This window comes from Yersinia pekkanenii (assembly GCF_001152565.1).
Classification (GTDB): Bacteria; Pseudomonadota; Gammaproteobacteria; order Enterobacterales; family Enterobacteriaceae; genus Yersinia; species Yersinia pekkanenii.
The window spans coordinates 176,039-195,375 of sequence record NZ_CQAZ01000003.1; the positions used below are offsets into that span (position 1 = coordinate 176,039).

Sequence of the window (19,337 nt, forward strand, 5' to 3'; positions counted from 1 at the left end):
GTATTATGTTGGATCGCCGCAATATAATTTATATCGGGCAAACCGACATTTTATCTTCTTCAGTTAGCGTTTCTATTTTCAGCATATTAAGCATGCTGTTGGCAATTTCACGCTCACCCATAACAACCTGATTAGCGCCACGATCCGAGATATAAACCACTTCATCGTCATAATGAGCACGAGCAATAATCTCAATATCGGGTCGTTTAATTCTGGCTGAGGCAACAATTTCCCCGGCTTCGTAGCCGTTGGGGATCGTCAGTAACAACCAACGTGCACAGTCCAGACGTGCCAACGACATAATATCAGCACTGGCAGCATTGCCTAATACGGCATTAATGCCTTGTTCTCGCAGAGCTTCAACCCTTGGGCGAGAATTCTCGATTACCACCAGTGGGATCCCTTCTGCATGAAGTTTTGCCCCTAATAAACTCCCGACCCGGCCATAACCCACCAATAATGCATGGTTGCACAGGTCGACGGGGATCTGCTTTTCTTCTTCTACTGCTTCTTCCAGATTCAGGTCTTCCAGCGTCTCGTTCTTGGCTAAATAGCGATCCAGTAGCGTGAAAAGTAATGGGTTGAGCATAATGGACAGAATTGCCCCTGCCAGTACCAAATTACGGCCATGTTCAGACATTAAACCGAGTGAAATACCCAGCCCTGCCAGAATAAAGGCGAACTCCCCAATTTGCGCCAGACTGACGGAAACGGTGAGTGCCGTTCGTTTTGAGTGGCCGAATAGCCGTACTAATATGAAAGCTGCGGCTGATTTGCCAAAAATGATAATGGCCAATGACGCCAAAACGGCTAGCGGTTCGCGTACCAAAATCATCGGGTCGAATAGCATACCGACAGACACGAAGAACAATACGGCGAAGGCATCACGTAGCGGCAAAGTATCTTGTGCCGCGCGATGACTGAGTTCAGATTCATTCAATACCATTCCGGCGAAGAATGCACCGAGAGCAAAAGATACATCAAACAGCCCCACAGCGCCGTAAGCAATCCCGAGCGCCAGTACCAGCACTGCCAATGTAAAGAGCTCACGTGAGCCGGTACTGGCGGTTTTAGCCAGTATCCATGGCACCAATCGGCGGCCAACAACAATCATCAGGGTAATAAAGGCGATCACTTTGCCAATCGTTATGGCTAATTCAGTGAACAACTGGCTCAAACTGGTGGTTTCGTTGCCCATCACTCCGGCAAAAGCGGGTAATAGTACTAATGTCAGTACCATAGCTAAATCTTCGACAATCAACCAGCCGATCGCAATTTGCCCTCGCTGGCTATCGATCAGTTGCCGTTCTTCCAAGGCTCGCAGCAGTACCACGGTACTGGCGGTTGACAGACACAGGCCGAAGACCAATCCGGTGACCAAATCCCAGCCTAATAAATGAGACAAGCCCATACCTAAAAGGGTAGCGACAGCAATTTGTGCAACGGCTCCGGGTATTGCGATTGATTTTACTGCAAGGAGGTCTTTAAGCGAGAAGTGAAGTCCGACACCAAACATCAACAAAATAACACCAATTTCAGCCAGTTCCGGTGCTAATGACGTATCAGCAACAAAACCTGGCGTGAAGGGCCCGGCAAGCACCCCTGCGGCAAGGTACCCCACCAGTGGTGAGATGCGCAGGCGATGAGCCAGAGTGCCGAGGAGGAAAGCAAGAACAAGGCCTCCGACGATCGTGGTAATTAAGGGTGTTGAGTGGTGCATCCAGACTCCTTCTAGTTATACCCGTCATCTTTCAAGTTGTAGGTGTGTTGGCTCCGTTACTTTCCGCGTTCCTGCATGTTGAAATTTATTGGGTATTTGCAGAGCAGCAAGCATTTCACAGCAATAGCATCAGTTTATTGCATTTATGCGATCAATGCGCGATAAAAATTCATTTTTTATCGATAAAAGTATGCTTTGGCATGGAAATTGTTTGAAGTGGTTGTTTATGGTGGGACTTGCTGTTTTTATCACGGTTAGTCAGGGGAGTCTCCCGACTGAAACACCTATTTCAGTCGGGATTATAAGGCTATTACTATTACTTATCTTCTATATTGGGCAGTAAGGCGGTAAATATCCCCAGTAATGGTAAGAATGCACATATTTGATAAACAAGTTCAATACTGGTTAAATCAGCAACATACCCTAGTATAGCCGCACCTAAGCCCCCCATACCGAAAGCAAAACCGAAGAATAAACCCGATACCATCCCCACTTTTCCTGGAATTAGCTCCTGTGCGTACACCAGTATTGCTGAGAAGGCTGATGCGAGGATAACACCAATGATCACGGTTAAAACCCCCGTCCAGTACAACGAAGCGTGAGGTAAAAGGAGGGTAAAGGGTGCTACACCCAATATTGAACCCCAAATAACATACTTTCGCCCTATCTTGTCACCAAGAGGGCCGCCAATAATGGTTCCGGCAGCTACTGCGAATAGGAATACAAATAAATGTATTTGGGCGTTTTGTACTGAAACACCGAACCTATGCATCAGATAAAAGGTGTAATAGCTGCTGATACTGGTCAAGTAGAAGTATTTAGAGAATATCAGTACCATCAAGACAGCTAAGGTGCGAATAACTGTCTTTTTAGGCAGCAGATTAACCGATGAGACTTTAATGATTTTGCCATGGCTGGCTTTTTGTTGTTGCTGATACCATTTACTGACTTGCAATAACACCACAATAGCCAGTAATGCGGCGAGTGAAAACCAGCCAACATTGCCTTTACCATAAGGCGCAATAAGGATGGCCGCCAAAAGAGGGCCGAGAGCACTACCGAAGTTACCGCCAACCTGAAAAATAGATTGAGCCATGCCATGCTTGCCACCGGATGCCATGCGGGCTACCCGTGATGATTCAGGATGGAATACCGATGAACCGGTTCCAACCAGTGCGGCTGCCAATAAAACCACCGGGAATGTGGTGGCTACCGCCAACAGCAATATGCCCGATAGCGTGAAACCCATACCGATCGGCAGTGAGTAGGGTTGTGGGTGCTTATCGGTATAAAGACCAATCAGTGGTTGCAACAGCGACGCAGTAAGCTGGTAAGTTAGTGTAATTAGCCCTATCTGAGCAAAGTTCAGTGAAAACTCGGCTTGTAATAGAGGATAAATCGCCAGGATCAACGATTGGATCATGTCGTTGAGTAAGTGAGATACGCTAATAGCCCCTAAAATAGAGAAGGATGTGCGTTTTACTGTGGTATTAACGGGGGACTTGAATCCAGGATCAGAGCGATCGGTCATAGTGAGTATTCACCTAATAATTTTCACTGTTAATAATATTCTGGTAATGAATACATACTATGCAGATCGAGCGATTTTTACTACATCTGACACAATTTGATATATATTCCAAAGTTATGAAATGCAACCATGTATTCTCGGAAGAGAATATAACCGCATTACAGCATCACCTTGATTTATCGTTCTATTGATGTGAATTACCTCATTTTCACCCTTTAAACCGGCATTTATTGAACGGTTTTTTAACGATTAATGGAGATTTTCCATGCGTTTTTCATTACCCACTACAGCATGTGCCTTGGCGGTATCACTGGCGTTTGCTCCTGGATGGGCTGGGGCCTGGGAAAAAGATAAAACTTACGATATCACCATACTGCACACCAATGATCATCATGGGCACTTCTGGCAAAATGATCATGGCGAGTATGGTTTAGCGGCGCAGAAAACCGTGATCGATAGCATTCGCCAACAAGTTGCTGCCGAAGGGGGGAGCCTGTTATTGCTCTCGGGCGGCGATATCAATACCGGTGTACCTGAGTCTGATTTACAGGATGCTGAGCCTGATTTTCGCGGCATGAGTTTGGTTGGTTATGATGCTATGGCCATCGGTAACCACGAATTTGATAATCCACTGAGCGTACTGCGTCAGCAAGAGAAGTGGGCTAACTTCCCGCTGCTATCGGCCAATATTTATCAGAAAAGTACTCAACAGCGGTTATTCAAGCCTTATGCGTTGTTTGATAAGCAAGGTGTGAAAATTGCGGTGATTGGTTTAACAACCGATGATACGGTCAAAATTGGCAATCCTGAATATTTCACCGATATAGAGTTTCATACGCCTGCTATTGAAGCGAAGCAAGTTGTCGATCAACTGCGGAAAACAGAAAAGCCTGAAATCATCATCGCCGCGACTCATATGGGGCATTATGATGACGGTAAGCATGGTTCTAATGCTCCGGGTGACGTAGAAATGGCGCGCAGCCTGCCTGTGGGTTATCTGGATATGATAGTAGGTGGTCACTCGCAGGATCCGGTTTGTATGGTCAGTGAGAACCATAAGCAGGCTGATTATGTTCCCGGTAGCCCCTGTGCGCCCGACCGGCAGAATGGTACCTGGATCGTTCAGGCCCATGAGTGGGGTAAATATGTTGGTCGAGCTGATTTCAAATTCCGTAATGGTGAGTTGACGCTAGTGAGTTATCAGTTGATCCCAATCAATTTAAAGAAAAAAGTTGAGAAGGCTGATGGCACCAGCGAGCGGGTCTTTTATACCCAAGAGATTGCTCAAGACTCACCAATGCTGAAGCTGCTGACGCCTTTTGAAGAGCACGGCAAGGCGCAGCTAGAGATCAACGTCGGCAGTGTGAATGGCAAGCTGGAGGGCGATCGCAGTAAAGTTCGTTTTGAGCAGACCAATCTGGCCCGCATGCTATTAGCCGCACAAATGGAACGAGCGGGTGCTGATTTTGCCGTGATGAGTGGCGGTGGTGTTCGTGACTCTATCGACTCGGGTGATATTACCTATAAAGATGTACTCAAAGTTCAGCCATTTGGTAATACGCTGGTTTATGCTGATATGAAAGGCCGCGAGGTTGAACAGTATTTGGCCGTGGTGGCAAATAAAAAAGTAGATTCAGGTGCTTATGCACAATTTGCTAATGTCAGCCTGGTCGCGGATGGCACTGGCGTTAGCAATGTCAAAATACAAGGCAAACCGTTAGAACTGAACAAAACTTATCGTCTGGCAACCTTGAATTTCAATGCATTGGGTGGCGATGGCTATCCGAAGATCGACACTCTACCGGGCTATGTGAACACCGGTTTTATCGATGCCGAGGTTTTGAAGCAGTATATTGAAAAGCACTCTCCGCTGGATGCTAACCAGTATCAGCCGAAGGGCGAAATTGTTTATAAGTGACTGTTATTTATAATTGACTACTATTTATAAATAAAGTGTAAATCTGGAAGCCCCCATTTGGCCGTGGGGGCTTCTGGTGGTTTTTTTACACCATTTTTAATACGGCAGATTTATCAATCCCGCTTGGCGATATCGGCAAATGTACCTTGCAGTAACTGACATAAATCTGTTGCAGCCAATTCAATATCTAAACCACGCTTGCCGCCGGAAACGAATAGGGTGTCATATTCCTGAGCCTGGCTATCAATAACCGTGGGTAAGCGCTTCTTCTGCCCCAATGGACTGATACCGCCGACTAAATAGCCGGTGATCCGCTGCGCTAATTGCGGGTCAGCCATCTCTGCCTTTTTTGCGCCCAAGGCGCGTGCGACCTTTTTCAGATCAAGCTGGCTAGCTACAGGGGTGACGGCAACGGCCAAGTTTTTGGCATCACCATTCAAGCTGATCAGTAACGTTTTATAAACCTGATCAGCATTAAGGCCCAACTTTTTGACCGCCTCATCACCAAAGTTAGTCTCTGCCGCATCGTGATGGTAAGAGTGCAATGTAAACGGAACCTTTTGTTTTTCCAGCAAAATAACCGCAGGTGTCATAATAAATGTCCAGTTTAAAATGAAGATTCATTTAGATTACTTATCTTACACGCAATTATTGCGGGTGGATTAAAAATTAACCTAATGAAATCAGCATAATAATTATTAGTGACGCAAGTAATGATGAATGTCGGTTGCTAATCTCATCATCGGGTTGTTACCCTATACCTGTTGCTCATATTATCCGCAAGGAATGTGGGCGCTTAATAACTAAAATAATGAAAATTCCTCTTTGACTGGCCGATAGCGATATCGGCCATTTTTTTACCGTTCGTTGGGTTGCAATAATTTGGGAAGATTGCCCTCGCCATACAAATGTAGCGCGCCGACCGCGACCACATAGTGGCCAGAAGGCAGTTTTTCAATCAGGTGTTGCCAGCGTTTGTTGCGTTGAATCATTAACACATCATACAGATTCTGGCTAAAGGTCGGTGTCAGTGTTGCCAGGCTATTGACGGGTTGATGTTCCAGCCACCAGCCAATCATGGTTTGCAGCAGGCGGGCGTTGGTATGCCAATGGGTCAGCGTATCAAGCAGCAAAGACATACCGTTATCAGGTAATGTTTCCAGTAAATCGAGCTGCATTTGTGTCCCTTCCAGCTCAATAATTCTTTTCTCCTGCGCCGTAGCCGCTTTCAATAATTGATAATCAATGCCGTATTTGCCCCGTAGCCCCAAACGCTGAGCCTGACGGGCCTGAAGCATCAAGGCGACTTGCCATGCGGGCAGAAAGGCCATCGACTGCGGGTCATTATCCAGCTCTTCGCAGCGGCGCAGCAGTTGCTGGTAATTATCTTCGGACAATCTGTCGATTAATGGCTCGGCAACGGGGTCATTAGCAAAAGGTGATGTGGCTTCGGTGATATTAGCTTCAACAATAAGTGCATCAGCCTGATTCAATTTATCCAGCAACGGGTGGGGGAGGGGAAACATACCTTCGGTTCCCATATGAATGCTGCCGACCATATGGAAGTGGCGTTCACCGGGCAAGGTAATATCCAACGCCGGATAGCGGTAAGTTGTCGGCGTGACAATACCCAGCAGTTTTGCGATGCGGCGTAATAATTGGCCCATGTGGTTCCTTTATCAGCGTTTTCTATATGCTAAACGCTAAATGGCGCACATGAAAGTGTTGTGCGCCATTAGGTTATACCCGTCATACTTCAAGCTGCATGTGCGTTGACTTCCTGCAACTCGCATTATTTAGGGCATATATTCATGAGCACATTAGCCGCATTTACTGCTTGGGTTTAAAACGCAATAAACGGTTAGCGTTAGTGACTACGGTGATGGATGACAGCGCCATGGCCGCCCCTGCGACTACCGGGCTGAGCAGCGTACCGGTGAAGGGGAACAAAATCCCCGCGGCAATCGGGATACCCAGTGCGTTGTAGAAAAACGCGCCCAGCAGGTTTTGCTTCATGTTGCGCAATGTCGCTTTAGCAAGCTCAACCGCATCCGCGACCCCATGCAGGCTATGGCGCATCAGCGTGATAGCCGCAGTTTCAATCGCAATATCGCTACCGCCACCCATGGCAATCCCGACATCTGCTTGTGCCAGTGCCGGTGCATCATTGATACCGTCGCCAATCATTGCCACTTTATGCCCGGCGGCTTGCAATTGCTTGATAGCCTCTGCTTTGCCATCAGGCAGCACTCCGGCGATGACCTGATCAATACCCGCTTCTTTAGCAATCGCATTGGCGGTAATAGGGTTATCACCGGTTAACATCACCAGGTTGTATCCCATCTGATGCAGTCGTTGCAACGCACTGATACTGTCACTGCGCAGTGGATCGCGGATTGATAGCAGCGCTGCCGGTTTACCCTTCGCGGTGAGGATAACCGGAGTGGTACCCGTTTCAGCTTGTTGCCGCATCAGTGCTTGTAATTCACGGGTATCAATCTGTTGCTCTTCAAGTAGACGGTTGTTCCCCAGTAACAGTGGAACGCCATCGACCTCGCCACTGACCCCCAAACCGCGCAATGTACGGAACTGGCTGACGGGAGCCAGTGTCATCCCTTGCGCACGCTGTAAAATAGCGCGGGCCAGCGGGTGATTAGAGCCGGTTTCCAGGGCCGCCGCCCACTCCAGTGCTTGCTGTTCGCTTACCCCGTTGAAAGTATGGATTGCCACCACTTGCGGCTGCCCTTCGGTCAGGGTGCCTGTTTTGTCGAAGACTAAGGTGTCAAGATTACTGGCTTGCTGCAACGCATCGGCATCACGTACCAGCACACCAAACTCGGCGGCCCGTCCAACTCCAGAGATAATCGACATCGGAGTGGCTAAGCCAAGGGCACATGGGCAGGCAATGATCAGCACCGTGGTCGCGACCACCAGGGTATAGACCAACTGCGGTTGCGGGCCGAAGAAATACCAAATCAGCCCGGCGATCACGGCAATTGCCACCACGGTCGGCACAAATACCGCCGAGATCCTATCTGCCAGTTTGCCAATTTCTGGCTTACTGCTTTGTGCCTGGCGCACCAGTTTGATGATCCTCGCCAGGGTTGTTTGGCTACCGATGGCATTAGCGCGAAATAGCACCGAGCCGTCCTGCACCTGGGTTCCTGCATGTACCTTATCACCGGCTGATTTTTGTTGTGGGATAGGCTCACCGGTCAGCATAGCTTCATCCATCCACACTTCACCCTGAACAATCTCACCATCAACCGGTACGCGGTCACCGGTGGTCAGGCGCAAGGTCATGCCCAGTTGGACATCCGCCAGCGGGATCACTCTCTCGCCTTGGTCTGTTACTATCCGCGCCGTCGGGGGGGCCAGATCCAACAACCGTTCCAGCGCATTAGATGAACGCTGTCTGGCCCGCTGTTCCATGGCATGACCAAGATTAATCAAGCCGATAATCATGGCACTGGCTTCATAATAAAGATGGCGAGCTTCCATCGGGAAAACATCCGGCCAGATGTTTACGGTGATGGAGTAGGCCCAGGCGGCCCCGGTACCCAATGCCACCAGAGTATCCATTGTGGCACTGCCATTCTTTAGGCTGACCCAGGCATTACGGTAGAAATGCCCACCTGCAAATATCATCACCAACAGGGTGATAACCCCGACAATAAGCCACGGCGTTTGGGTCTCTGGTGTTAGCGTCATGCTGCCGCCAAATAACCCCCATCCCATCAATGGAATACCCAAGAGCAAGCCCAGTGCAGCTTGCCATTGGAAACGCTTCATACTGGCGTGCGACATCTGTTGCTGGCGTTCGCGTCGCTCCCCTTCGTCTTCAATGATCTCTGCGCCATAACCGGCATTCTTGACTGCCGCGATTAAGGCCTCATTGCTCGGGTTACCGGTGACCAATGCACTGCGTTCGGCCAGATTGACACGAGCTACCTCGACACCATCAACATTTTCCAGTGCATGTTGAACTTTGGATACGCAACTGGCGCAACTCATGCCGGTCAGCAATAACTGAACGCTATCGTTATCCGCGGCATTTGGTTCTGTTGCCAATGTGTTGCCCGGTATCGTTGCTGTTGTTTGATGGTTATCTGATGGCTTAGCATCGCCTGTTTTGGCAGGAATAATTGTTTTGGCAGGAATAACTGCTTTTACCGAAGTCACTGCTGCAACCGGAAGAGTTGAAGAGGCCGCTGCCAGATTTTCCGGCGAAGATGGGGCTGAGTGAGTCAGCGGCTCAGTTTTTGGCGATTGGCTGTCTGGCAACATGGCGTGATAACCCGCTTGCTCCACGGCATCTATCAATGTTTGAGCCTCAACTTTGCCATATACCTTGGCACTATCGAGTGTCACATCTGCTGCAATCACACCGGGAACCGCTTCAAGTGCTTTGCGTGTGGTTTCGGTACAATGACCACAACTCAAACCGGAGAGCGGTAACTCAACATCGGGGGTTTGAGCTTCTGCGGCCTGATAACCGGCTTGTTTGATAGTATCAATCAGCGCATTAGTCTCGGCCTCACCGGTTACTTTGGCGTAGTGAACATTCACTTCAGCATGATGAACATCTTCACGGTTTTCTAACGCCGTTTTCACCCGTTTAGCACAACTCATACAGGAAAGACCCTGTAAGGCGAGCACTGTGGTATGCAACATAATTAACTCCTTATCAAGTAGCAACCTATCCGTTAATTTCGTCGGGATAAGTTTAGTCGGTATTCCCAGTCATATATCGCATCTGCGGCTGTTATCTACACTAATCGTCGATCCTACCGTAACCATGGGCTGTACAGATTTTATTCCGCTTGACTGACAATGTTGTTTTCACTAATTATGGAGGTTAAACCTTCCAGCAAGGGTAAGGTCAATAGAATATTATGTTGATAGAAAAGGATTTTTATTAACGCTGTCCACAACGCGACCACACTTCGATATAAAGCCCACATTTGTGGGCTTTATTGCTGCTATGTCATTTTATCGGTTTTCGCTATTCTTTTTAGGCAGTTAATTGCATCGCAATTGCCACAGATTCGGATTCTGTTGGGGTGCCAATCCAGACATTAAAACTGGTGTCAGGGTGGTTATCGTCAGAGGGCCACACGAACTTGAAATTCTTCCCTAAAAACTCGCCTACAACCGGCACAAGCTCATACGTTTTCAAAAACATGAAAAAAGGTAATGCCTCAACGCTCTGAGTCAGATAGTGGTGATTTTTGTATTTCCGTGTCCAGAGTCCGGGGGGTGTTAACGCACTTTTAGCGGTGTAGTTATTAATCGCCTCTACCAACTCTGGCCCATAGGTCATGTCCAGTTCGTCTAATGTGAGCATGGTGCGTTTAAGGTCGTGCGACCATATCATCTCTAACGTGAGTAACATCGTTTCATCCTGAGATTATTGACCATCGAGAGCGAATTCTAGCCGGATGTGTATTCCATTCCAACCTGCATTTATCGGCCTCTATCGTGGCCCACGAAATCGACAAATCACCCCCACGGAATCACCACCGCCGATTATGGCCAACTCGCTCTTGGGGCATTGCTCATAACTGCCTTGGGCGGAGTTACAAGCGATGACTCGTTACTTTTTTCCATTTATCTGCTCCATAGTTAAAAATATCTGCATTTGCTGTTATGGGTTCGATGTCCAACACGGACATAACCGACTGTGTTGAATGGGTTGGTTCTGGCAATGTGGTCAGCAACGGAGCTTGATCATGGCCGATATTGCCCCTCAACCGATGGCTGTGCTACAAGCACGGCGTTACCCATGGTGCCCGGTGCCGCTGGCGATGCGGTCAGTGCCGGAACCTGAGTCATGCTCGATGTTGTCCCTCAACCAATGGCTGTACTGCAAGCCCGGCGTTACCCACGATGTCCGGTGCTGGCAAGGAGGAGTCATGCGACCGCTACCTGACCTCCGGGTGACAATGATCTCGGTGTGACTCTGTTGAGCAATGAAGATCGGGGTTCCCTGGTGCGGTAATGGGCGTTGTTCGTCAATGCCAGTGGCGGGGCCGGAACTGGCGAGGCAGTCAGCAACGGAACCAGGTTATGGCCGATGTTGCCCCTCACTGATGGTTACGCTGCAAGCCCGGTGTTACCCATGATGCCTGGCGCTGGTAAAGAGGCTTGAGTCATGTGACCGCCACCTGACGCCCGAGAGACAATGACCCTGTTGAACAGTCAAAAACGGGTTATCTGGTGCGGCAATTGTCGCTGTTCGCCAGGGGTGCCAGTGGTGGGCTGGTACTGGCGAGGTGGTCAGTGCCGGAACCCGAGTCATGCTCGATGCTGCACCCTCAACCGATGATTACGCTGCAAGCCCGGTGTTACCCATGATGCCCAGCGCTGGCGATTACAGCGGTGCTGAATATTCGGTCTGGCGGGACTGGCAAGATGTTATGACTGATGCAACTTCCTCAACCGATGGTTGCGCTGCAAGCCCAGGCGCTACCGGTGATGCCTGGTGTCGCTGGCAATGAAGTCAGTAATGGAACCCGGTCATGCCGATGCTGCTTCCTCATCTGATGGCTGCGCTGCGAGCCCGGCGTTACCCATGATGCCAGGTGCTGACGGTTCCCGTGGTGCCTTGTGCTGATGGTTCCTGTGGTGCCGCTGGCGAGGTAGTCAGCAACGGAACTAGGTTATGGTCGATACCATCGTCGCTGCGACGCGCTCAGACTATCTGCGAACAAATGAATAATACCGCTCGTAATGCTATCCCCGCCACGTCAGCCCGCTTTATGCGGCTGGGTTTGAGTGTAACGCACTGTCTGCACTGGTTTGGGTAATGTGAAAAAGGGCAAAGAAAACTATGCATATGCATGCAGGCTGATGCATAAATTTTATTGATGTGATAATGATCTCTACAGCACTTAAGCTTATTAAAAACTAAGCTGATAAATTAGATAGGAGAGCGTTTATGTATTTACAAAAAACTGAGGTAATTGCGCATGGCTGGTGAAACGCAAAACATATCATTAATGGCTGATAAGGTCTCAACTGAGCTGTTTCGGTGGTTTAAATGGGAGCAAGTAGGCTCTTCAAACGAAAATTTCCAGTGCCTTAAAAATAACGATCATGGGACTAAAAGCGGGACACACCCGAACGACGTTGTCTTCAAGTATCACGACCCTTACCTAAATAGAACTGTATTCTTCAATACTGATCTTAAAAGCTATGCAAAAGGATCTATAACAGCGACTTCAATGAGGAGTGCTTTATCATCACTTGCACACTCTATTGATTGCGCGGAGGGGAGTAAGGAGTGGAAGGATAGATACTCTTACATAACTGGTTCATCAGAAGTTAGAGGGCTTTTATTTGCCTATAATCATGATGGTAACTTTGATCAATTGTTTTATGATGTTTTTCATGCAGTTAAAGAAACAAAAGGTACGAAAGCCAAAAAAGGTATAAATTTGGACAACCTGCCATTAAAGCAGGGACAAAAAATACATATTGTTGAGCCAAGAACAATCAATTACCTTCAATCTGTAATATCAGACTTAACTAAGTTAAGCCATCAAGGTACTTTCCCTCAAGGCGATAATTATCAGTTTTACTATCCTGACCTAACACTTCATAAAGTCAGCGGTATCCCAGAAAATTTACCAGCTACAATTGAATCTCTAACTGGGCCATTTTTCATCATAAAGCATGGTATTGTTAAACGCTTAAACGAGAAAACGGATCAGCCAGAACAGACATACGAGAATGGATATGTCATTTATTACAACGGGGAAGGGAAGGACGAGTATGAATTCATCTATATATTTGACACGTTATCAAAATATCAACTCTTGGATGGCAATGAAAAAATAAGAATTAGATTAATTTATCCCAACATATTCAAGGATGTACGAGGGATTTATAATAGTGCAATAGAAACCTATTCACGCGAATGGGGGTTTGATAAACACAAACATTCAATAATTAAGTCTATCGAGTTTAATGTTGTTGATTTTACTAAACCAAGTTTTAGCTCTGTCGAAATAGGTTGGGAGCGATAATAATGAAAGTTGGATTATATAGTGTTACTGATAAGGCTTTATTTGATGCATTAAATCAGACGAAGATAACAAATGATGAAATGAAATCTCTTTTCTTTAAAAGAGGAATTATTATTTCTAAAGATACCAAAAGAAAAGTACTTGCATTAGACTTCTCCCGGTATTTCCATGGTTTTGATGACTATAAACGTCTTTCAGACATTCTTGGCTCGGTTGGGCGTAGAGAAAAGGTTTCCGTTAACATAATCAATGCTGATGTCGAAAAAAATGATATAGAAATAGCCGTAAAACTCGTGTGTGAGGAATTACAAAAAGAGGGTGATCATACTGACTTCATTTATACTGAAAATGGTATAGAGGTGAAAATAAAATATGTAAAACTCGATTACACAATGAATGAGTTCAGGCAATCATCTACTAGGGAAGCGATTATTCTTATTGAGAAGAATGAGAATAATGAATTCATCGCAAGATTCCCTCAGAACGTAAAGGCTAGAGAGTTTAATGAAAAACTTATCAATAAAATTAAGTCTGAAAATACTGATATCGATGTTTCTGTAGATGAAATAACACTTGAGAGTGTAAAGGAGCATACCCAGCGGACTGATTTCTTTAAAAAACTCATAGATAGCATACCTGGCTACAGTCGCATTGATGTAACGGATGTTTTCGTTACACACCCTATTTTAGAGGAAAAGAAAAAAGAAAGTCATGATGAAGAAGATGAAGATGAAGACGATTTGGTTGTTGACCTAGGTTGCCATATTTCCAAAGCGTCACTAAAAGGTAGGGGCGTTTTGGAGTCTAAAGAACTAAATGACCTACTTGATCAAGGTTTTTATATAACTAAAGTAGTGTGGGTGTCTGTAATTAATGGATTCGCTGACTCTAATAAATTTGAGTTCGAAGCCCAATTTGTTGATACAGATAACTGCAAGTTATTTTCCTACTTGGTAAGAGGCCAGTATAAATACAAGTCTGTAGCTTATTATACAAATAGGCAAAATGTAGAAAAAGATAGAGAATTATTATTATCTTCATTGATAGAAAAAACTGCTCGTAATATTTCAGATGAAATTATTGAAAGGAACTCCCTAAAGGTCAAGATCAAGTAATTGGAGGGTACTATGAAGACTAAATGGTTTAATGCGAACTTCCAAAAGTCATATGATGAGATTTACAACTCAATCATAAAAAACCCCTTCAAAGATGACCGAGGATGGGGGTTTAGCATCAATCATTACGAGAGTGATGCCTTGTCTGCTAAATATATTGAACGCATGGAAATGAAGGAAATAATTACTGATCCATTTGGAAATGAGACATTAATTGAATATTTTAAATTCATACAATTTAATTTCTGGTTAAAAAAAGAAAGCGGGAGTAACTATTTACTAGCTATAGAATCTGCACCACGGTCTATTAAGCGTTTTATTGCAAACATGAAAAATGTAGTTTCCTCAGACTTTAATGTTTCTAATCTAAATATTATAGTTGAAGATTTCATTAAAACTGTAAGGGAGAACTTTATTGATGTTAAAGTCTCCAAGGCTAAACTTAAAGGGTTAACATTTAGTAAACATACATCTGGCGTCCTTGAAATAGAGTCATCATTCGATGCTCTAGATGAAATAAAAGTATTTTTTGATAAGGCATATTTTACGATTGAAAAGGCAACGCTTTTAATGGGTGAATTTCCACATGAAGAAGTAATAGAGGTAAATACAAATGGAACAGTAATATTTATAGAAGATAGCTTTAGAGATATGTCAAAAGTGATTGAAAGTATTAATTTCAATAAGTAATTTAATAGGGGCATTGTATGCCCCTATTAGTAACAATATTAATTAACTTATGTTTATTTGTTGTTTAATTTTCATACAAAGATAAGCATTTCACATAGTCAGCGTAAAAATTATCTTCATTTATATATACAAAAACAACTGCGAAAAAAGCAAGTAAGCAGGCAATGAATGCGATACTTCCTTGAGAGATTGGGCTTTCTGAAAAAGGCTTTATAATACGCCATGCCCATTCAATAAATAATCCGCCCCCTCACTTTTAACTACTATTATCCATTCAATTATCATAAAAAAATTAAATTCCCAGGCAAGCAATTTCTGTTCTTCGACATGATTTAATTCTATTTTTTGCGCCTGCGTCGCTTTTACATGTAGATTATAAAAAACACCAGAGTCAGCTCTCACAGCCTCTATCAATAATTCCGTTGGTGAGACAGTACCCTGTATTTTTCTGTAATTAGCTCTATACGGCAATAACTCACCCAGAGTTACCTTTAGCACGACTCTAAAAAATCCAATAACAGCAGCATTAACGTCAAAAAAAATAATATACCGAAAGTATTTCCTATGTTAATACTACTAAGATCATTCATATTTACCAACCACAATCCGCGGCCTATAACTTGGAAACATACTATGTCTATAAATAAACAATAGAAAAAAACTTCAAAATCAATGAAGACTCTCAAGCCAAATCAAGAGTTTTTATAATAGGGTGTATATTACTTCCATTTCCCTTATCTTCTGACATAATCACTTCTTTTCAAAATTATAAATATAATCATGCATTAAACATCCACTCTAATGACTCTAGTGCCGAGTATTCCATCCCACAAGATCTGGAATTATATAGGATAATGTATTGCGGTCATTATAAAGCTTAATATTAATAATATATGCAACGGAAAGCTGGGCCATTTTTGAGTTATAGGATAATAAAATTGTTTATCTTCAAAATTCACTTTTGCGCCTCATGCTAATGACGGCAATTTCCAGCGTTCTATGATGCCATCATATCAATCTAATTCGCGGTAAAACTGCGACATTCTTTACCATTTCGGCCACCACATCCAGCCCCCCATACCCATGATGTCCGGCGCTAGCGGTTCCCGTGGTGCTGGATGCTCGGTCTGGTGGGGCTGGCAAGGTGTTATGACTGATGCCACTTCCTCATCTGATGGTTGTGCTACAAGCCCGGCGTTACCCATGATGCCTGGGGCTGGCGGCTACAGTTGTGCTGGCAAAGGGGCCTGAGTCATGTGGCCGCTACCTGATGGCCGGGTGACGATTACCCCGCGTGACTCTGTTAAGCAATTAAGATCGGGATTGTCTGGCGCGGTAATGGGCGCTGTTCGCCAGGGGGCCAATGGTGGGCTGGCACTGGCGAGGCGGTCAGCAACGGAGCCTGATCATGGTCGATGCTGCCGCCTCAGCCGATGGCTGCGCTGCAAGCCCGGTGTTACCCATGATGCCTGGCGCTGGCGGTTACAGCGGTACTGGCAAGATGTTATGACTGATGCGACTTCCTCAACCGATGCTTGCGCTGCAAGCCCAGGCGCTACGCGTGATGCCTGGTGTCGCTGGCAATGAAGTCAGTAATGGAATCCGGTCATCTCTATGTTGCCTCCTCAGCCGATGGCTGCGCTGCAAGCCCAGGCGCTACCCGTGATGCCTGGTGTCGCTGGCAATGAAGTCAGTAATGGAATCCGGTCATCTCGATGTTGCCTCCTCAGCCGATAGCTGCGCTGCAAGCCCGGCGCTACCCATGATGCCTGGTGCTGACGGTGCCGGTGGCGAGGTGGTCAGTGCCGGAACCTGAGTCATGCTGCTACAGACTCAAGCGAGGGTGACGGTTATTCCATGATTTAGCTATGGTCACGGTGAGAATCGGTATTGTGTGTAGCAACGCATTGCCTGTTGTGCCAGACCTGATTACCGGACTCTCCATGATGACCCGGCACTGACTGCCATGAAGGAGTGGGCTGTTGCGCTCAATAGATGACAACAAGAAAGATTCTGTTGCTGGGTCTGATGATATTAGTGTTTTGATTGAGTGGATTGTTGGTTTTTTGTTGAGTAGTTATTTTATGTTTTTGGTTTCGCCACCGCAAAACGCTTACATTTTCTCAATCAGGCAAAAATTCACCTTAATATATTGTTTTTAATGATGATCACTTGTAAGGATTTACTCCTTACAACCCCTTACACCGTCCTTACTTATACTTATTACTCCATGAAAACAATAAGTTATATATATAATATATAAGTGTTTGTAAGTCTTACGTGTAAGTGTGTTGTAAGCCTTTTGTAAGGGCTTGGAGTTTGAATATTATTCTTTATAATCATACTAATATAGAGATATTTAAAATTTGTAAGGGTTGTAAGGGTTTTCCGAGACCCCCCCTAAAATTCTGAGTATAGGTATAATCGCGCGTTTATCAAACAGATAAGTTATGTATTTGTTTGTTTATTGCTGGTTATTTAGTTTGTTGGTAATTAAGCCACTTTGTCTGTGCGGCACTCAATACTGGCAAGTGTCGCACCGCTTGCCATCTCCGCAAGCACTCCCGTGGGGACGTATTGGCGACACCCGGCCATCACAACGGCGCAACGATGATATTTCTTCTTTGTTCGCATGTGCGGCCAGTGACGTAAAGTTTATGGCGCTGGTGTGTTTCGCGTTTTTCATGAACCTGGCTCCGCCACTGCCTGGCGGGAAATGTTCGAAAAAGTTACCGTCCCTGTCGTCACTTTTTTCAGTCACGCGCTCCTTGTCTGTTTCATCTTAAACCCTTGATGTATATGGCCCCACCGACTTTCACTCATTGAGTTAGCGTAAAAGAGTCACAAGGAAAAAAGTGACGTAAAATAAAAAATAGTATTAATTTCAGTATGTTGATTTTTATTGGCGAGCGTGAAATTTCGCGTTAACTGTAATTTACTGAAATTCTTTTCACACATTACAGTTTTGGATTGGTGGGAGAACTGTAGCGCTGGCGCGGTCTGGTCTGGGTATTTGTAGAGTTACCAATCTGTAATAAACCCTCCAACTATTTTGTGCAGGCGTGGTGGGCGTGTGCGTTTTACCTCCCGTTTCTTTTACGTGGCTGGATTTACCTCGCATGTTTCACTGGCGGGTTATGGTGCGATTATCGCGCTCGAATGTGAATCCTGAGGCACAGCGAATGGCGCGGGCCGTGGTGAGGCTTCCAGCACGTTACCTGTGATACGCGTCAGCCTTGCGGCGCGGGCAATGTGAAATGTTTCAGTAATTTTAACGGGGATATTACGTAAGTTTGTTACAGCTTGGGGGTATTTGAGATGCTGGAGCACAGACGGTTATGTCTGTTCTCCAGATTATTGGATGGAACTTATCAGGCAATGAGTTCTATTTTCGTCAATATCGTTGATTTTATTTTTTCCACCACTTCATAGAATCTATCCTCAGTGCCGTCACCAAGAACGATGATGGGTAAAGGATCGCTCTCTACTGTGATGGATAAACTTCCATCTTCCGCTCGCATCATAATTGAGACGGAAATGATGAACTTAGCCAGAGGAGAGCCATCTATTGTTGTGGTAATAAGAAACCGAAGTGCCTTGTCTTGGCTCAGTTCAATGCCTGTTATGGGCTTCCTTTCGCAATGGTCGTTAATCATTTCAGCGATAACAACATAGTCCTTGGCATTCCCAACATCAGGCTTGAGGGAGTCAATATATTCGCGCATAAGCTCGGCGGCTGCATTTCTTAATTTGGCTTGCAGTTCACTTCTTTTCTGTCGCGCCTTTGAATAAGCGGCCTGCATGTCAGAATGAATGATTGTCATATTTTCCCCTACGTTATCTGTCTGCTATGACGGCATTATATCCCAATTTAAGCGATAAGGGGGCTGTACTTAGTTGCGAGGGATGCGGCTTTGCTGGCGGTGTTGTTCATCTCGCCGGCATTCAGTGGGCCGCCGGTGTTGGTGTGGTTGTGGCTGGCGGTTTGCTGGGCGAGGGTTTGGATCACATCCAGCGTATCAGTGAGCAATGTCAGTACGTTGATATCGTCGGTACCCAGGCGAACCGTGGGTGCGATAAGCTCCTGAGCAGCGGCAACACTGCGACGAATACCGGCGATTTTCTCAGCGAGTGCGCGCCGACGTCGGTTGTTTGGCTCTGGCCAGCCGTGACATTTTGGTTATGGCCAACTGTGATATTTTGATTCTGGCCAACATCGTCATTCCTGTCTTTGCCGACCTTGGTGACCATGCTGGCTGAGGTGCCTATCGAGTAGTCGCCCTCGGCAAGCTGTACCACCTGACCGGCCATCAGGGTTTTAGTCCCCAATACC

18 protein-coding genes and 2 pseudogenes are annotated in these 19,337 nt (G+C 45.8%); 8 read left to right on the top strand and 12 right to left on the bottom strand.

The window, feature by feature from the left end; genetic code table 11:
* Positions 1–28: 28 nt before the first annotated feature.
* Together ybaL and AEP37_RS02625 are read right to left on the bottom strand one after the other, a co-directional pair.
* The gene (ybaL, locus tag AEP37_RS02620) at positions 29–1,720 is read right to left on the bottom strand and encodes a YbaL family putative K(+) efflux transporter (RefSeq protein ID WP_049609391.1); all 1,692 of its coding nucleotides are present in this window, start codon (positions 1,718–1,720) and stop codon (positions 29–31) included.
* 316 nt (positions 1,721–2,036) lie between these two features.
* On the bottom strand, positions 2,037–3,251 hold the full coding sequence (locus tag AEP37_RS02625) for an MFS transporter (protein WP_049609393.1): 1,215 nt from the start codon (positions 3,249–3,251) through the stop codon (positions 2,037–2,039).
* A gap of 265 nt (positions 3,252–3,516) precedes the next feature.
* Here AEP37_RS02625 and ushA point away from each other — a divergent pair, with 265 nt between their 5' ends.
* Entirely contained in the window at positions 3,517–5,169 is a 1,653-nt protein-coding gene (ushA, locus tag AEP37_RS02630; protein WP_049609396.1) for a bifunctional UDP-sugar hydrolase/5'-nucleotidase UshA, read from the top strand.
* 113 nt (positions 5,170–5,282) lie between these two features.
* Here the strand turns inward: ushA and ybaK are convergent, their stop codons facing one another.
* From ybaK to AEP37_RS02650, 5 genes and pseudogenes are all read right to left on the bottom strand, one after another.
* Complete coding sequence (ybaK, locus tag AEP37_RS02635; protein WP_049609401.1) at positions 5,283–5,762, bottom strand: Cys-tRNA(Pro)/Cys-tRNA(Cys) deacylase YbaK; 480 nt, start codon at positions 5,760–5,762, stop codon at positions 5,283–5,285.
* A gap of 264 nt (positions 5,763–6,026) precedes the next feature.
* Positions 6,027–6,836: a TraB/GumN family protein gene (locus AEP37_RS02640; protein WP_049609405.1), complete on the bottom strand. Its 810-nt coding sequence runs from the start codon at positions 6,834–6,836 to the stop codon at positions 6,027–6,029.
* Between the two features lie 163 nt (positions 6,837–6,999).
* Entirely contained in the window at positions 7,000–9,738 is a 2,739-nt protein-coding gene (copA, locus tag AEP37_RS02645; RefSeq protein WP_408068317.1) for a copper-exporting P-type ATPase CopA, read from the bottom strand.
* Positions 9,718–9,843: pseudogene (locus tag AEP37_RS27840) on the bottom strand (cation transporter); the annotation flags it as partial. The gene copA and the pseudogene AEP37_RS27840, both read right to left, overlap by 21 nt.
* 340 nt (positions 9,844–10,183) lie before the next feature.
* Positions 10,184–10,564, bottom strand: coding sequence for a hypothetical protein (locus tag AEP37_RS02650; protein WP_049609414.1), 381 nt, complete (start codon positions 10,562–10,564; stop codon positions 10,184–10,186).
* Between the two features lie 904 nt (positions 10,565–11,468).
* Here AEP37_RS02650 and AEP37_RS02655 point away from each other — a divergent pair.
* The 4 genes from AEP37_RS02655 to AEP37_RS02670 all read left to right on the top strand — a co-directional run bounded on the left by AEP37_RS02655 (position 11,469) and on the right by AEP37_RS02670 (position 15,004).
* Positions 11,469–11,669 carry a hypothetical protein gene (locus AEP37_RS02655; protein WP_049609417.1) on the top strand — a complete coding sequence of 67 codons (201 nt, stop codon included), beginning with the start codon at positions 11,469–11,471 and terminating at the stop codon, positions 11,667–11,669.
* Positions 11,670–12,140: 471 nt separating this feature from the next.
* Positions 12,141–13,199 (top strand): hypothetical protein, encoded by a 1,059-nt coding sequence (locus AEP37_RS02660; RefSeq protein WP_049609421.1) that lies wholly within the window; start codon positions 12,141–12,143, stop codon positions 13,197–13,199.
* A 2-nt stretch (positions 13,200–13,201) separates the two neighbouring features.
* On the top strand, positions 13,202–14,314 hold the full coding sequence (locus AEP37_RS02665; protein WP_049609429.1) for a hypothetical protein: 1,113 nt from the start codon (positions 13,202–13,204) through the stop codon (positions 14,312–14,314).
* Between the two features lie 12 nt (positions 14,315–14,326).
* Positions 14,327–15,004, top strand: a complete 678-nt coding sequence (locus AEP37_RS02670) for a hypothetical protein (RefSeq protein WP_049609434.1) — start codon at positions 14,327–14,329, stop codon at positions 15,002–15,004.
* A 210-nt stretch (positions 15,005–15,214) separates the two neighbouring features.
* Here AEP37_RS02670 and AEP37_RS02675 read toward each other — a convergent pair whose 3' ends face one another.
* Complete coding sequence (locus AEP37_RS02675; protein ID WP_049609438.1) at positions 15,215–15,502, bottom strand: hypothetical protein; 288 nt, start codon at positions 15,500–15,502, stop codon at positions 15,215–15,217.
* Between the two features lie 585 nt (positions 15,503–16,087).
* On the opposite strand from AEP37_RS02675, the gene AEP37_RS25935 reads away from it, so the two are divergent.
* The 3 genes from AEP37_RS25935 to AEP37_RS27550 all read left to right on the top strand — a co-directional run bounded on the left by AEP37_RS25935 (position 16,088) and on the right by AEP37_RS27550 (position 16,820).
* The gene (locus tag AEP37_RS25935) at positions 16,088–16,255 is read left to right on the top strand and encodes a hypothetical protein (protein ID WP_156168508.1); all 168 of its coding nucleotides are present in this window, start codon (positions 16,088–16,090) and stop codon (positions 16,253–16,255) included.
* A gap of 3 nt (positions 16,256–16,258) precedes the next feature.
* Positions 16,259–16,591 carry a hypothetical protein gene (locus AEP37_RS02680; protein WP_049609442.1) on the top strand — a complete coding sequence of 111 codons (333 nt, stop codon included), beginning with the start codon at positions 16,259–16,261 and terminating at the stop codon, positions 16,589–16,591.
* A gap of 97 nt (positions 16,592–16,688) precedes the next feature.
* Positions 16,689–16,820, top strand: a complete 132-nt coding sequence (locus AEP37_RS27550) for a hypothetical protein (protein ID WP_268872739.1) — start codon at positions 16,689–16,691, stop codon at positions 16,818–16,820.
* A 702-nt stretch (positions 16,821–17,522) separates the two neighbouring features.
* Here the strand turns inward: AEP37_RS27550 and AEP37_RS25940 are convergent.
* From AEP37_RS25940 to AEP37_RS26905, 4 genes and pseudogenes are all read right to left on the bottom strand, one after another.
* Complete coding sequence (locus tag AEP37_RS25940; protein WP_156168509.1) at positions 17,523–17,765, bottom strand: hypothetical protein; 243 nt, start codon at positions 17,763–17,765, stop codon at positions 17,523–17,525.
* A 610-nt stretch (positions 17,766–18,375) separates the two neighbouring features.
* Complete coding sequence (locus tag AEP37_RS02690; RefSeq protein WP_049609449.1) at positions 18,376–18,828, bottom strand: hypothetical protein; 453 nt, start codon at positions 18,826–18,828, stop codon at positions 18,376–18,378.
* Between the two features lie 47 nt (positions 18,829–18,875).
* On the bottom strand, positions 18,876–19,034 hold the full coding sequence (locus AEP37_RS27135) for a hypothetical protein (RefSeq protein WP_244880763.1): 159 nt from the start codon (positions 19,032–19,034) through the stop codon (positions 18,876–18,878).
* A 2-nt stretch (positions 19,035–19,036) separates the two neighbouring features.
* Positions 19,037–19,337: pseudogene (locus AEP37_RS26905) on the bottom strand (hypothetical protein); the annotation flags it as partial.

Coding starts and splice junctions, on each gene's coding strand:
- ybaL (WP_049609391.1), bottom strand. CDS start 1,720: ATGCACCACTCAACACCCTTAATTACCACGATCGTCGGAGGCCTTGTT.
- AEP37_RS02625 (WP_049609393.1), bottom strand. CDS start 3,251: ATGACCGATCGCTCTGATCCTGGATTCAAGTCCCCCGTTAATACCACA.
- ushA (WP_049609396.1), top strand. CDS start 3,517: ATGCGTTTTTCATTACCCACTACAGCATGTGCCTTGGCGGTATCACTG.
- ybaK (WP_049609401.1), bottom strand. CDS start 5,762: ATGACACCTGCGGTTATTTTGCTGGAAAAACAAAAGGTTCCGTTTACA.
- AEP37_RS02640 (WP_049609405.1), bottom strand. CDS start 6,836: ATGGGCCAATTATTACGCCGCATCGCAAAACTGCTGGGTATTGTCACG.
- AEP37_RS02650 (WP_049609414.1), bottom strand. CDS start 10,564: ATGTTACTCACGTTAGAGATGATATGGTCGCACGACCTTAAACGCACC.
- AEP37_RS02655 (WP_049609417.1), top strand. CDS start 11,469: ATGCTCGATGCTGCACCCTCAACCGATGATTACGCTGCAAGCCCGGTG.
- AEP37_RS02660 (WP_049609421.1), top strand. CDS start 12,141: ATGGCTGGTGAAACGCAAAACATATCATTAATGGCTGATAAGGTCTCA.
- AEP37_RS02665 (WP_049609429.1), top strand. CDS start 13,202: ATGAAAGTTGGATTATATAGTGTTACTGATAAGGCTTTATTTGATGCA.
- AEP37_RS02670 (WP_049609434.1), top strand. CDS start 14,327: ATGAAGACTAAATGGTTTAATGCGAACTTCCAAAAGTCATATGATGAG.
- AEP37_RS25935 (WP_156168508.1), top strand. CDS start 16,088: ATGATGTCCGGCGCTAGCGGTTCCCGTGGTGCTGGATGCTCGGTCTGG.
- AEP37_RS02680 (WP_049609442.1), top strand. CDS start 16,259: ATGTGGCCGCTACCTGATGGCCGGGTGACGATTACCCCGCGTGACTCT.
- AEP37_RS27550 (WP_268872739.1), top strand. CDS start 16,689: ATGAAGTCAGTAATGGAATCCGGTCATCTCGATGTTGCCTCCTCAGCC.
- AEP37_RS02690 (WP_049609449.1), bottom strand. CDS start 18,828: ATGACAATCATTCATTCTGACATGCAGGCCGCTTATTCAAAGGCGCGA.